General features: G+C 44.4%; 12 protein-coding genes and 1 pseudogene. 8 read left to right on the plus strand and 5 right to left on the minus strand.

The annotated features are described in order from the left end of the window. Window positions 1-426 precede the first annotated feature (426 nt). From pipX to rd, 8 genes are all read left to right on the plus strand, one after another. Window positions 427-696: a transcriptional coactivator PipX gene (gene pipX, locus F6J99_RS30520; RefSeq protein WP_293052678.1), complete on the plus strand. Its 270-nt coding sequence runs from the start codon at window positions 427-429 to the stop codon at window positions 694-696. A 21-nt stretch (window positions 697-717) separates the two neighbouring features. Then, the gene (locus F6J99_RS30525; RefSeq protein ID WP_293118552.1) at window positions 718-996 is read left to right on the plus strand and encodes a hypothetical protein; all 279 of its coding nucleotides are present in this window, start codon (window positions 718-720) and stop codon (window positions 994-996) included. Between the two features lie 314 nt (window positions 997-1,310). Continuing rightward, window positions 1,311-1,898 carry a cell division protein SepF gene (locus tag F6J99_RS30530; RefSeq protein ID WP_293118554.1) on the plus strand — a complete coding sequence of 196 codons (588 nt, stop codon included), beginning with the start codon at window positions 1,311-1,313 and terminating at the stop codon, window positions 1,896-1,898. A 69-nt stretch (window positions 1,899-1,967) separates the two neighbouring features. Continuing rightward, a complete protein-coding gene (proC, locus tag F6J99_RS30535; protein WP_293118556.1) occupies window positions 1,968-2,792 on the plus strand; it encodes a pyrroline-5-carboxylate reductase in 825 nt (274 codons plus the stop codon). Between the two features lie 971 nt (window positions 2,793-3,763). Continuing rightward, window positions 3,764-5,218 (plus strand): hypothetical protein, encoded by a 1,455-nt coding sequence (locus F6J99_RS30540; protein WP_293118558.1) that lies wholly within the window; start codon window positions 3,764-3,766, stop codon window positions 5,216-5,218. A gap of 140 nt (window positions 5,219-5,358) precedes the next feature. After that, the gene (locus F6J99_RS30545) at window positions 5,359-6,702 is read left to right on the plus strand and encodes a lipid II flippase MurJ (protein ID WP_293118560.1); all 1,344 of its coding nucleotides are present in this window, start codon (window positions 5,359-5,361) and stop codon (window positions 6,700-6,702) included. An 18-nt stretch (window positions 6,703-6,720) separates the two neighbouring features. After that, the gene (locus tag F6J99_RS30550; protein ID WP_293118562.1) at window positions 6,721-7,665 is read left to right on the plus strand and encodes a sulfotransferase domain-containing protein; all 945 of its coding nucleotides are present in this window, start codon (window positions 6,721-6,723) and stop codon (window positions 7,663-7,665) included. A gap of 95 nt (window positions 7,666-7,760) precedes the next feature. After that, window positions 7,761-7,925: a rubredoxin gene (rd, locus tag F6J99_RS30555; protein WP_293118564.1), complete on the plus strand. Its 165-nt coding sequence runs from the start codon at window positions 7,761-7,763 to the stop codon at window positions 7,923-7,925. A 154-nt stretch (window positions 7,926-8,079) separates the two neighbouring features. Here rd and F6J99_RS30560 read toward each other — a convergent pair whose 3' ends face one another. The 5 genes and pseudogenes from F6J99_RS30560 to F6J99_RS30580 all read right to left on the minus strand — a co-directional run. Beyond that, the gene (locus tag F6J99_RS30560) at window positions 8,080-9,585 is read right to left on the minus strand and encodes a DNA phosphorothioation system restriction enzyme (RefSeq protein WP_293118566.1); all 1,506 of its coding nucleotides are present in this window, start codon (window positions 9,583-9,585) and stop codon (window positions 8,080-8,082) included. Between the two features lie 149 nt (window positions 9,586-9,734). Beyond that, complete coding sequence (locus F6J99_RS30565) at window positions 9,735-10,817, minus strand: DUF5357 family protein (protein WP_070393469.1); 1,083 nt, start codon at window positions 10,815-10,817, stop codon at window positions 9,735-9,737. Window positions 10,818-10,825: 8 nt separating this feature from the next. Beyond that, window positions 10,826-11,386, minus strand: coding sequence for a filament integrity protein FraC (gene fraC / locus F6J99_RS30570; RefSeq protein WP_075900410.1), 561 nt, complete (start codon window positions 11,384-11,386; stop codon window positions 10,826-10,828). A gap of 62 nt (window positions 11,387-11,448) precedes the next feature. Then, the gene (locus F6J99_RS30575) at window positions 11,449-12,573 is read right to left on the minus strand and encodes an RNA-guided endonuclease TnpB family protein (protein WP_293118568.1); all 1,125 of its coding nucleotides are present in this window, start codon (window positions 12,571-12,573) and stop codon (window positions 11,449-11,451) included. A gap of 691 nt (window positions 12,574-13,264) precedes the next feature. Continuing rightward, window positions 13,265-13,970, minus strand: a pseudogene (locus F6J99_RS30580) (IS5 family transposase); the annotation flags it as partial.

The following is a 13,970-nucleotide window of genomic DNA, read 5'->3' on the forward strand; positions in this document are numbered from 1 at the left end:
CTCTTTCCCTATGAGCGTCTTCTCAATCCTCAGTCTATCTCAAATCAGTTGGTATCGGTATTGAGGAGTTCAACCAAGGTAGGAGAGATTTTGTTATAGGAGATTTGGGTAGACTTGGTAAGTTATATCAGATGGCCATTATCTTAGAAGTCTAATGCCGTCAGAAACAAAATCACCACTAGCCCTAATTTTCTACCTGGCAAACTCAAATCCACGCGCTCAAGCTATTATCTCTATAACTTCGGTTTTGGTCTTTAGGAATTGTTAGGGTCTTGCTGACTCCTAGTCTTACCTGAATTCACGCTCCCAACCAAACCCCTGGCATAATACCACTAACCTTACTAAGGGAAAGTAAGCCATGGCAATGACTTATTTGACCTAACCTAAGATCGTTCGGTGCTCAAGTCCCGCCTAATATGGATTTTGATGAGTTCTGAAAACTACCTCAATCACCCCAATTTTGGTCTACTGTTTCGAGTTTGCATTGTTGAACCACAACAAGAGTTGTTCACTACGATCTATGCCCAGAGACTTTTCTTTTTGGTGAAAAGTACTACCAATGGCATTGCCTTTGAGCCAATCAGTCGTTCTGAGGCTCGGCTGTTGGTAGAAAATCGCCTGCGCTTACTTAGGCGCAGTGGTTCATCGGCTGATTATGAGCAGCTTAGAGTTATCTATCAGCAAACCTTCCAATAAGTTCCATAAGGAAACCTTCCCATGATTGGTTTAATTACAGAACCCATTACCAAGATTCGCCAACAAATCCCACCCAATTTACCGCTGAAAGCAGTTACTAAAACTAGGTCCCTAGAAGCTAGGGGAGGGGCTGATGCTGCGCCATCTGCGGGATTGCCTCCAAAAGTGGTTACGACCTGGGGCTTCTTTTGCTGGAAGCTAAATTTGAAGTACCCACAACCAAATCGAAGGTTGTTGAATGGGTTGGTCTTACCGCCAAAAGTAAGTGCCAATGACCATTGTGAGCGTTTGCTGAAATGAGATTATCGGATGAGAAAGTAATGGGGTAGTATATACCCAACCACATCCATCATCAATATTGCCCTCTTATATATAATGGCATAGCCTTCTGAAAGTTGCTTTTTTCGAGAACTACACCCCGATCAGAAGGCAGATATATCTTTTATATTGATAACCTTGTGGTGTTCTCAAGGGTGAAAATTATTAAGTAAGCTCAGGGGTAAGTTAGACTGTTTAAGTTCTAGTCTAAGCATCTACTAAAGACTGCTGCCCTAGAGAAGGTCGATTATCGGCTTTGCAGAAGCTTACACTAAAGTTGTGATGGAGAGTTGACTATGAGCGGTATTTTTAATAAACTGCGCGATTTCGTCGGTCTGAATGAGCCAGTGGAATACGAATACGAATATGAAGACATTGAGGGGGATGCCTACCCAACTCCCTACCCACAAGAGCAACCGGTTCAACCGCCACCAGAGGAGGAACGTCCGACCAGACGACGTTCTCGGGAGCGGACAACGGTATCAGATGCAGGGGTAGGGCCATCTCCGATCAATAATGTGATTGGCATGCCTGGAGCAGTCAATGGCATTTCAGAGGTGGCAGTGATTGAACCTCGTTCCTTTGAAGAAATGCCCCAAGTGATTCAGGCACTGCGGGAACGGAAGTCGGTGGTTTTAAACCTGACCATCATGGATCCAGACCAAGCACAACGAGCAGTTGACTTTGTGGCTGGTGGGACTTACGCTATTGATGGTCACCAAGAGCGTATTGGTGAAAGTATTTTCTTGTTTACACCAAGCTGTGTTCAGGTAAGTACTCAGTCTGGTGTGATTCATGAGATACCTACTCCCCAGGCTCCTCCTCCCCGTCAGACAGCTCCGTCACCAGCCTGGGGTTCTGAGCCAGATCAGATGGCTCAGTAAGAGTCAGGACAAGACAAGTGTCTAGTGCGCGCGTGAATAACATTAATAGTTGAAAAGAGAGGTGTTGGGTTGCCTATAAAACTTGGCATAATTGGTGGCGGTGTCATGGGAGAAGCCCTCCTATCCCGCCTACTTGCCCAACAACTTTACCAGCCTGATGAGGTCTTGGTGAGTGAGCTGCTGGAGCAGCGCCGTGATGGTTTGGCGCAACAATACGGGATAAGGGTCACTGCCAATAACCAAGCGGCAGCGGCAGCATCAGAGGTTTTGTTACTGGCAATTAAACCTCAGGTATTTGAAGCGGTAGCAGCAGAACTGGTAATGGGTAGAGGTGACAACGGTCACAGCTTAGGAACGTTGCCAATGGTGATTTCAATTCTAGCTGGAGTGCCTCTGGAACGGCTCGAAAACGCTTTTCCATCCCAGTCAGTGATCCGGGCAATGCCTAATACTCCTGCAACAGTTGGGGCGGGAATCACAGCACTAGCTGCTGGAAAATGGGTTTCGCCTGATCAAATGGAGCGAGCAAAGACAATTTTTAGGGCTGTTGGTGAAGTAGTCGAGATTCCGGAACACCTGATGGATGCGGTGACCGGTTTATCTGGGTCAGGCCCAGCTTATGTGGCGATTTTGATCGAAGCCCTAGCAGATGGGGGCGTGGCAGCTGGATTACCCAGAGCGATCGCATTGCAGTTGGCCCAGTCTACAGTATTGGGGACAGCCCAGCTGTTACAAGAAACTCAAATCCATCCAGCTCAATTGAAGGATAGGGTTACTAGTCCTGGGGGAACGACGATTGCTGCGATCGCTAAGTTGGAGAAGGCTGGTTTTCGCTCGGCTTTGATTGAGGCGGTTTTGGGGTCTTATCAGCGTTCTCGGGAGTTGGGAAGTTGAAGGTTTAAAGTTGGAGGTTGGGGGTTGGAGGTTGAACGCGCACGCGTGGCCAAAGGCCAAGGTTGAACGCGCACGCGTGGCCAAAGGCCAAGGTTAAAGGTTGAAAGTTAAAGGTTGAAGGTTGAAAGTTTTTAAGCCTTGGCCTTCGGTTTAGGGTAGGTTGAGAATCGATCAAAACTGATTGATCACGTGAATATTAATATCTATTAGACTAGGCCGTTGTTAGTTGGCCTTGGTTAACCCCATCTGCATCTGTAGTCCTATGGGGGTGTGATTTCAATGGGCAAAAAACTATTGTGCGCGTCATCTAGTTCTGTCAACTAGTTCTATAATAGCAGCTAAAGGATTTATTCGTTGGAACCCAATCGTTTAAAAGTACCGGATCTGAACTACAATAATCACAAAATATTCATAATTTAGTCTGAATGTAAATTTGTGGACTGCATCTACTTGATGACAGACGGTCAAGAACCTGGGAGTAGTGGAACCCCACGGATCTAATTCGGGGGCAAGTCACCTCAACACTTGACCAGCCTAAGTCTCTTTGAAGACTACGTTATCAGCAAGTGTTCAAGTTCCTACCTTGGGATGCGTCGCTAGTCCTAAGCTCTAGAACCAAATTGTTAAACATCTGTATCAGGTTAAAGAAGTGCAATTTGGAAAGTACCGACTGATAACTTTGGCGTTCGCGCAAGCGTGTGCGAAGCACGAGCGCGAACTTAACCGGAGAAATCTGAGTAGGGTATTAATACCCAAAAAAACCTATTCGTACTTCGGAGTTTGCTTGAGTCTGTAATTGCCCAGATGAAAGGCGAATGCAATACGTCGAACTGGTGGACTCCCGTTGGCGGTAGGTAAAAATTTATACACTCAAATCAGACTTCTGCACTGTTTGTGTAAGCAGAGACACTCCTCTGGCATACATGAATGACAGGGGTATCCGTATCTGCCTTTAACAACCCCGATTTTCGATGACAGAATCTTCAATTCCGATTCGAGCCTTACCAAAAACACGCCAACGTTCTCGACCCAATCGCTTAAAATGGTTTTCCTACATAAGTTTGGGTATTTTGAGCAATGCTGCTATTTTGGGTTTAGCTTTTTTTGTGCTCCAGCAAATCCCTCGAACTTACACAAGTAAGGCAGCAGCAATCATACCTGGTGTCGGTTCTCAAGGATCTGTTCAACTCCCTGGAGTCGGTCAAGCTTCCTCCAATCCAGGTGATAAGTCTCCTTACGGATATCTTTTAAAGGTAGATCCACGAGAGAACTACCAGTATATCGCCATGAGTGAAGTAGTTTTAGATAAAGCTGCTGCTGCTGTTAATACCTCAGTCAAAGATTTTGAAGAGTTTGCCAAGCCAAGGGTTTCTTTGGATAGAGGTACCACTATCATAGAATTTGAAGCAGATGGCAAAAGCAAACTGGAAGCTCAGCGAAATACTCGGGCTTTTTATGAAGCGTTAGTTAAACGGATTGATGACTTAAGAGTAGAAGAATCATCTCGTCAGGATAACAAGACGTTGTTAGCGTTAGACTCTGCTAATAGTAACTTAAAAAAAGCCCAAACAAAGCTTTCTCAATTCAAAAAGAATTCACCGCTCAAAATTTCTGAACAAATCAAGAACCTTTCAGAAGAAGTAGAGAGCTTGCGAGTGGAGCGTGCTAATTTATTGGCTCAGCAGCAAGCGGCTACCTCTGGATTAAGGCAGCTAGAAGCTAACCTAAGGTTGTCAACTGACCAAGCAGCCGATGCTCTGATGCTTCAGGATGATGAAGTCTTTAAAAAGCTTTGGCAAAACTATAGCGATATCAGCGCTAACCTAACAATACTCAATACTCAATGGACACCAAATAGCCCTCAGGTGATTAATCTCAAAGCTAAGAAGCAAGCGGCGCTTGAGGCATTACTTGCTCGTAGCCAACAGCTATTGGGCAAGCGGATGGATGTTCAACGTTTGGATAATCTCAATTTAGGCTTAGATGCCCAGACAGGTCGAGCAAATCTGGCACAAGTGTTAATTAACCAGAGAGCTCAACAACAGGGACTAACCGGTCAAGTTAACACCTTGGCAGAACAAATTGCTCAGCTAGAGTCTAGACTTCAGACGTTGATTGAGAAGCAGTTAACCCTGACTGAGCTTGAGCGAGAGGTGCAAATCTCGGAAGCTATATTTACGGCCAAGTCGGCTCAATTAAACGTGAATAAATCGGATCATGCTAGTGCTTATCCAACCCTGCAATTGTTAGTAGAGCCGAACTTACCGAAAGAACCTGTTGGTAATACTAAAAAAACGGTGATCCTCGGAGCTGTGGCGCTTTGCCTTTTAATGACAACTGGGCTGGTTATCCTGGCCTGGGAAAAACCAAGTTCTAAGACAGACGCTCCTAAAGATTCCACTCCAGTACTTCAACCTGAGTCTTAAACTAGTAAATTCAAAAGCACCAACAATTTGGATCTACCAACAATTTGGTCTAATTCTTGGAAACTGCTAGCACGGACAATCCAATTGGGAAAAACTCCAAGTCTCCTACCTTAATCAGGTCTATGCAGTAACTAATAGCAATGAACCTATCCAACCGTATAATCAAAGGGTGGAAATCTCCCACGCTGCGAGTGATGTCTCTGACCTTCTTCGGTATGCTACTGGCGTGGGTTGCGGACATCTTGATGGCGGCGAAACTGGGGACTAGCCAAACCACAGATGCCTTGATTGTTGCCCTGAGCTTACCGCGACTAATTGATACCGTGAGCCGGGAGGGAACTAGACAAAGCTTGGTTCCAATGTTCATGGAGCGCAGAGATGCTCTGAGTCTCAGGGAATATCATCGCTTAGTCAGTGGTATTGTCAACTTAGCTTTAGTACTTGGTGTTGGTCTAACTGTTCTGTTGGAAATTCTAGCGCCATTGATAATAACTGGGTTAGCCCCAGGATTTTCTCCAGAAGGTAGGGCACAAGCAACGTTTTTGTTTCGGGTCTGTGCGCCAATGGTTTTGTTTGCTCCTGGAATTGCAGTCTTTAGTGTGATCCTCAACAGCCAAAGGCGGTTTAGTGCGGTAGCTCTGCGGAATGCGATCGCACCAGGTTTCGTAGTGGCTGCCATTGGGTTGGCATGGCATCAGTCTAGTATTGCTCTGTGGATAGCGTACGCTTATACCTTGGGATTTGGTGGATTCTTTGTGCTGGTATTTCTAGATGCTTTTAAAGCGGGACACCAACATCAATGGTTGGCCTGGGCTGGCAAAGATGACCTCGTGCGTCTGTGGCAAGCAGGTTCTTTACCCACTATCGGTTTTGTTATTAAGCTCGCCTCTAATCTAGTCAAGAGCCAGATGCTGCCTTCCTTAGTAGCAGTTGGCGGGGTCTCCACATTCTACTTTGCAATTCGGATTGTCTCCGCTGCTCAAACGATTATTGGTGTCAGTATTGCTACAACCAGTTTGCCTGCCATGACAGAGCATGACTTAGCTGGGCATAAATCCCGGTTGGGATCGGCTTTGGGCAAAAACCTGATCAAAACCCTATTAGTAAGCTTACCTGCAGTACTTTTCATTGTGGTATCCCATGGGGAAATCATTCGTTTGCTATACGGACACGGTTCTTTTGAAGCTGCCTCTATTGATCAGACCTCTCAAGTCTTCTTTTGGTTAGGGCTGTCGTTGGCATTTATTTCTCTAATCCCCGTGCTTGAAGCTGGTTTGTATGCTCAGAGAGCTTATGGTTTGGTTGTCTGGAGTATGGTGACCATGGCATTTGTAGGGGTTGCTCTGAGTTGGTTATTTTGGCAAGTTTGGGGATTGATTGGTATTGCTATGAGTTGGCCTGTTATGGCTATTATCTATGTGATACTGATCATCTATCTACTCCATCAAAAGGGTGTTTATCTGCTCACAAACCATCCTAGTTAATCAGGGGTAATAAACTCTATGAATAGTTCAAGGGTTAAACAGCACTCTTACTTGATTATTGGAGGCACGACAAAAGCGGCAACAACATCACTGTTTTATTATCTAGCTGATCATCCTCAAGTTTGTACCTCTAACCTCAAAGAAATTCGCTTCTTTTTGGATAAAGATTATCCGGAAGCTTCAAACTATCGCTATGAAGATGGTCTAGAAAAATATGATGATATTTTCCGTTATGCTCAGTACTCCCATGTCGAAAAAATTCGGATGGAGGCAACACCAGACTATCTTTACTCATCAGGGACACCTCATAAAATAAAACTATCTCTACCAAATGTGAAACTTATATTTATCCTACGGGAACCTGTGTCTCGCTTAATTTCTTGGTATAAGTTTGCTAAACAGAAAGAGTATCTTCCTCAAGATATAAGCTTTGATAACTATGTTGACAAGCAATTAATTAATGATAAGTTTGAGCACGAAAATACCTATACCTATATGCGTTCCCTTGAGCAAGGGCGTTATTCTGTCTACTTAAAGCCTTATTTTGAGTTATTCGGATCCGATAGAATTTATGTAAATTTTTATGAAGAACTATCCCGTAATCCCAAATCTGTGCTTGAAAAAATCTGTGGATTTGCAGAAATTGATCCAACCTTCTATGGGGATTATCTATTTAAAGTGTATAATCCCAGCAAGGCAGTAAAAAATTGGTGGTTTCACCGGAATTATGAGCAGTTTTTAAAGTCGATGCGTCAATATACTCAAAACAAACCCATCCACAAAGTTTTGAGGAAAATTCGACGAGCTCTGGATCCGATATATTTACGCCTTAATGTGCAACCTCAGGAAAAGGTGTCAATTTCACCAGCTATCAAAAATGCTCTTACTAAGTATTATAAACAGGAAGTTACAGCATTGGAAGAACTACTTTGTCGCTCAGTTCCATGGGAGTCGTGGAATTAATTTATAAAAAAACAATAACAAAAAAAACTAACGAAACAACGGGACAGGATATGATCAGACTGATGAGAGAAGAACACTAATTTAGGAGAATATCCATGAAGAAATATGTTTGTACCACTTGCGGCTATGTCTATGACCCAGAGGTAGGGGATCCAGATAGCGGCATTGCGCCGGGAACACCCTTTGAAGATATTCCAGATGACTGGGTATGTCCGGTTTGTGGAGTCGGCAAAGAAGATTTTGAACCGGAAGAAGAGTAGGATTTATATTATCGTAATCGGTGGCACTGCCACCGTGTCTTGATGCAGTCGCTCATGGGGGAAACCCCCAAGACCGCGCTGCATCGCTTTTTTTGATCAAAAATCGTGGAAGGCAAGAACAACCGGTCTCTTAGCAAAATCGCATTCTTGGGACTTAGCAATCTGATACTCCATAGCGCTGCTGAATTTCCAGCAATTTTACCCTGGCCTCCCCAGCATTATCGGCCAACTCAGCAAACTCCAAAAATCGCTTCAACTCCTTTTTCAACAAACTCCGTTCCACTTCCCAAGTTTCTCGTCCCAAATCTGGGGGCAAAACAATCATGTCAAATAACGTTGCCCGTTCCTTACCTGGGTGCGGTCGCAACACTCGCCCCCGCCGCTGAATAAATTGGCGAGGATTGCTACTACTTGCCAGAATTACCGCCGTTTCAATGGATGGAATATCCACCCCTTCATCTAAACATCGAATTGCTACTAACCCCTGCAACTCCCCCCGTTCAAATTGACGACGTAATTCCTCCCGTTCTGCCAACGGTGTCTGAGCAGTGTACGTGTTGACCCGATACCCCAGTTGAGAACCTAGTAACTGGGTTACTGCTGCTAACTGACGGTTGCTTTCATTACTCACTTGCCCATCTACCGAACCATCCCCACAATAAAACAAGGTATGGTAGGTGTTCAGACGCTTAACCATTAACCGCTGCAACGCCCTTAACTTGTTTGCAGCCGCCCCAACTAAGCGAGCTCGTTGCATCAATAACGATGTTAACGTAGTGTCATTTTCTATATCGTCTGCTTCCCCTAATGCCCAACCAATCCGTTGAGTTAACTTAGCATAGGCAATATTTTCCGCCTCTGTTAATTCTACGAACACCGGATAGTAGAGGTAACGCACTAGCGCTCCTTGGCGAATCGCATCGGCTAAGGTCAGTTCTGGTTGTAATACTGAACCAAAATAGTCAAACAACGCTTCTGTGCCAGCTTCATCAAAATACCGTTCCGGTGTAGCTGACAGAGCAAGGCGCAATCCAATGTTACGGGGTAAACTCTTTTCGATGCGGGTAGTCCCCAAATTATGGGCTTCATCTCCCACTATCAGGGTTTTATCAGGAAAATACTTCAGCTGAGACTGGAAACCATCCTTAATCAGGGTAGAATTGGTAGTTATTAAGGTAATAAAGGATTGTTTCCCAACCTGGAGGTTGTATAGCTGGGCAGACAGTTTACTTTGCCAGCTGTAGACACTCTCGAAGGCTAAGATCGGTTCTAGATTAAAGTGTTCGCATTCTCTTGCCCACTGGGTGACCAAGTGGCGGTAAGGGCAAACCACCAGCAACACCTGTAAGCCGATTTTTTGATACAGTTCCGTTGCGATCGCTAAAGCAGTAATCGTTTTACCACTACCCGTTGCCATTTTCAGGGTTCCTCGTCCCCGATGGGCAAACCAATTGGCCACCGCTTGCCGCTGATACTGCCGCAACTGAATATCCGCTGGTATCCTAGGACATCCCTTTGGCGAGTCAGTGTCAAAGGGTAGCGGTAATTGGTAAGCTCCTCCCGATTCAGCTACTTTGATATTACGGGAGGGCTGATAGTATCCTCCTGCTAAACTTCCCCAGTTTCCTGATAGCACGAATGGGAATTTATTGTTCCTCATTGGTCATTGGTCATTTGGTATTTTATAATTGGTATTTAGTATTTTTTATTGGCTATTTTTTATTTAGTATTTGCTGTTTTTTATTGGCTATTTACTACTTGCTATTTTCTAGTTTCCTGGATGCAAGCTTGTCTTTTTCATTTTCTTTTTTACCGTTTTCCTTGGTCAGCAAACACCTCAATTTCCCCTGCCCTAGAGGGTTGGCATTGCACATTACCAATTGGTTGAGAACCTAACCCGGATAGCCCATCCACCTGCTTAATGCGACAAGACTTGGTGAAGGAATAAGAGTCAGGTTTGGTGTCAGGATTTGAACGGGGGCCGTTCCAATTGGCCTGCAAGTCTAAGTTATAGTCAGACCCAGACTGCCTGGATGAAAATTTATAGGTCACTTTCCATAGAGGATCTTCAGCAACCGGTGAGTTTTGCTTAGCTTGATATTCAATCCCCTTCAGCAATTTTTTGTGATTTACTTTAAGCAGGGATTTCTCAACCTCTGACCAAGATTTTTCATTCAACTCTTCTTTCAATTGAACTTCCATCCCCTCTAAGATCGATACACCTCTAGATAGGACAGTGACTTGGGCAGAGGGCAATTTCCACACAAAGGAACTATGGATAAAATCATCACTCAGTAAGCTAGGATATTGCACTAGCCAATTTTGAATCACGAAATAAAACTGTATCCAGCAGCTAATCAGGAGTTGGCTACCGAATAATATAACTAGATATTGACGTTCTGCTGGGGACGGTTTTTTTACCTTAAATTCTACTGCTAAAATATAGGGTAAAGCCGCAATTATTGCTGATATCAATGGCCAACTAATGAACGTCAAGGATGATAATTCCCCTGAGTCGATGCCTAATAAATAGGTACTGATACCATCAATTCTGAGCTGGTATTCTCCAACGTTCCAACTGATTCCGAATAGATAAATACTAGTTAATGCGCCAGTAATCCAGGCACCTAGGGGCAAGCTCTTCTTGGCAATTCTTAGCTTAGCCGCCGCTGCTGTTACCCAGTAGACAAATAAAATAAAGAAAATACCACCACAGCTTGCTATCAGCCGTTGTACAAATCCAGTGGCTAACCCTGCCATTACATAGGAAAACACAGTTAGCCACATTATAGCCTGCCAGGAAAATGCCTTGGGAGGTTTCAGTACCTTTACCACCCAGTCTACCACTGCTAAGCCAATGACAAATTCGAAGAAGGATGTGAAAAATTTCACGACGCTAGTTATCCACTAATGGGGTTGACATAAAGGAAACGCAGAAACAAAAGCAGTAAGATAGCGCTATAGCTACAGGAATTAGCAATGAGGACGACCATAGCTCGATTTTCCCCACCCGATCCTCTCTGACCAGAGCGCCTAAAGGATAATGATTTTTCCTCATCAGAAGCCGATTTGGAACCAGTTGCCTGATCTTCAGCTAGTTCTAAAAAGATTTTGAGTAACCTCAGCCCTGCCAGCTTAATAATAAAGGAAATAAAGAAAATTGCGATCACACTGATAGCGATAAGAGCATAAAAATTGTCTGGCTTATCCTCTGAAAAGTGATCGAAAAAGATATAACTAATCATCTGGCCTTGAAATGCCGCAGGGAGTTGGTCGTGAAGGGCAAAAAAACACCACCAACCTACAATGGTGGAAAGTAGATTAATCGATGCTGCTTGCTGCATGCTGGTTTTGCGGTTGAGTTTTAGCCCTCGTTGTAAGACTACCCCTTCCACCGCAATTACCACCAGCAGGAAGAGAATTTGAAACACGACCGTCTGTAGGGGCCATACAGGTGCCATAATTTTAGGTTTGCTGCTCCATAAAACTTATACAAAACTCGCGCTTAGCTCGTTAAAGCTGTTTACTTCCTGCTTCTTCCGGAACTGTCGGCAGCACTCCGTCCACAGGCAGACACCGTAGAGCCTACGGCGTTTCTCAAATTAATTGCTGCGTTTAAATCTCTGTCGAGACTTAACCCGCACTCAGGACAGTTATAAGTCCTGATTTTCAGTGGCATCTTTTGACGATGCCCACAGCTTGAACACAGTTGAGATGATGGGTAAAATCTGTCAACCATGACTAACTGTGAGCCATACCATTGACATTTGTATTCAAGCTGTCTCTTGAACTCGTAAAACCCTTGGTCAGCCATAGAGGCACCTAGCCTATGATTAGCCATCATTCCAGATACATTTAAGTCTTCAATCACTACCGTGCCGTGGTTCTTAGCTAAATAAGTAGTGAGTTGGTTTAATGTATTTTTGCGGATATTAGCTACTTTTTGATGTTTCTTACCTAGTCGATTGACTGCCTTGTACCAATTGTTTGAACCTTTAATTTTTCTCGATAGGTCACGCTGGCATCTGACTAGTTGCTTCTGGGCTTGACCATAGGGCTTAGAACCTGGGAACACAATGCCAGTAATGAGTACAGCTAATTCCTTGATTCCTAAATCTACCCCTACCACATCTTTTAATTTGGGGGTCGCTAATGGTTCGTGTTCATAATGACAACTCACATACCAACCGTCAGCTTGCCTAGAAATAGTTATTTTCTTGGTCGTTATCTCTGGTAATGGCTCATAAGTTCTCACCCAAGCTAACTTGGGTAACTTATGTCTTATGCCTGATAAATTAATCGACTTACCAGAGTTGTCAATCGTAAAACTGTCATTTCTCCCTTTCTTTTTGAATTTTGGATATCCTCCTAGCCCCTTGAAGAAACGTTTATAGGCAACGCCTAGGGCAATAAAAGCATATTGATAGACTTTAGAGGATAGTTCATTCATCCAAGGGTACTGGGGTTTGACATGGTTGGTAAAAAGCTTCCTCAGCTTACTTGCTGATGGTTTTAGACCTTCTGAGTAAGCTTGCTGCCATAAAGCCAGTCCCCAGTTATAAACCCACCGAGAATAGCCAGCGTGTTTAGCCATCAAAGTTTTTTGCTGATTATTCAGTTTTAGTTTGGTCTTGATAGCTTTGTGCATGTTTAATCACCCTTAGTGATGTTTTTCGTGTTTTTGTTGCCACTCCAACGTAAGAATTTGCATTAAAAACCCTTTGAGCCACATTTTACCTGCACGATTCGGTGAAACTTGGTTTTGTTGACACCTTATGTTGACACCTTATGTTGACACCTTATGTTGACACTTTACAGTTGATTATTTTGTGTCAACCGTCAACAGAAATGGAGCAACTAAACGGGAGCAGGTCTGATGTTCATTAAATTAGACTACCAGTAATTTTCGGATACTGGTAGTGAATTTGAATGAGGGGTCTTACCCCTAAGCCTTTGTCTTGATGCAGTCGCTCATGGGGGGAACCCCCAAGACCGCGCTGCATCGCTTCTGGCGGGTTTCCTGTTAAACTCCATAACCACAGGCTATACATTGAAGCACGACAAGGAACATCTGTAAAGATGCGATTGGCCGTAGGCCACGCTACGCGATGCTCCTAGGTCGCCGCTACGCGAACCCATTTTGTTACATATTTTGTCTCTTAGATACCTGTTTGACCTGCGGTCACGCTTCACGAAGACAATTTAGGGTTTAGGCTCTAGGGTTTAGGCTCTAGGGTTCAGGGTTCTGTTGAAACACTGGGCTTGCTCCTACCTTAGAACGGAGGTTGTCAAGTACCCCTTGTACCTCATACCTAATACCATTAGCCTAGGGCGTGTCATCAATTAAGCCAAATTACAGCAGCAGCCAGATAAATTGCTCCTAGAAAATTCTGAGCTCGCTTATCGTAGCGCGTCGCGATCGCTCGATATTGCTTAAGTCGGGCGAAAAAATTCGTGGCGCAGATGTCGTGCTTTGTACAAATGTTTATCATACTCACGAGCAATAGTACGGTTGCGCTTAGGTGGAATCACGGCTACTTTGCCCTGTTGTTTGAGTCGCGTATGGCACGCGCTGATCAGCATCATATCCCTTGTCAGCCAGCAGTGTATCTGCCGCCAAATCCTTGAGTAGAACATCAGCTCCGTCGAGGTCACATGCTTGCCCTGGGGTCAAGTGAAAACTGAGGGGATTGCCTAAGGCATCGACTAAGGCATTAATCTTGGTACTCAATCCACCTTTACTACGACCGATGGCTTCGGTTGACCCATCCCCCTTTTAGCCCCAGCACTGTGTTGGTGAGCACGCACAATTGTCGAGTCAATCATAGCGTATTCGTTGTCCGCATCATCGGCTAAAGCCTCAAACACCTGTTGCCACACCCCGCGCCTTGCCCATCGGCTAAAACGAGTATGAACCACTCGAAAATCACCAAATCTTTCCGGTAAATCCCGCCAGGGAATCCCAGCTCGATATCGGTACAATACGGCTTCGACAAACAATCGATTATCTTTAGCCGTGACTCCTACCGTCTCTTTTCTCCCTGG

Source organism: Moorena sp. SIO4G3 (genome assembly GCF_010692305.1).
Lineage (GTDB): Bacteria > Cyanobacteriota > Cyanobacteriia > Cyanobacteriales > Coleofasciculaceae > Moorena > Moorena producens_A.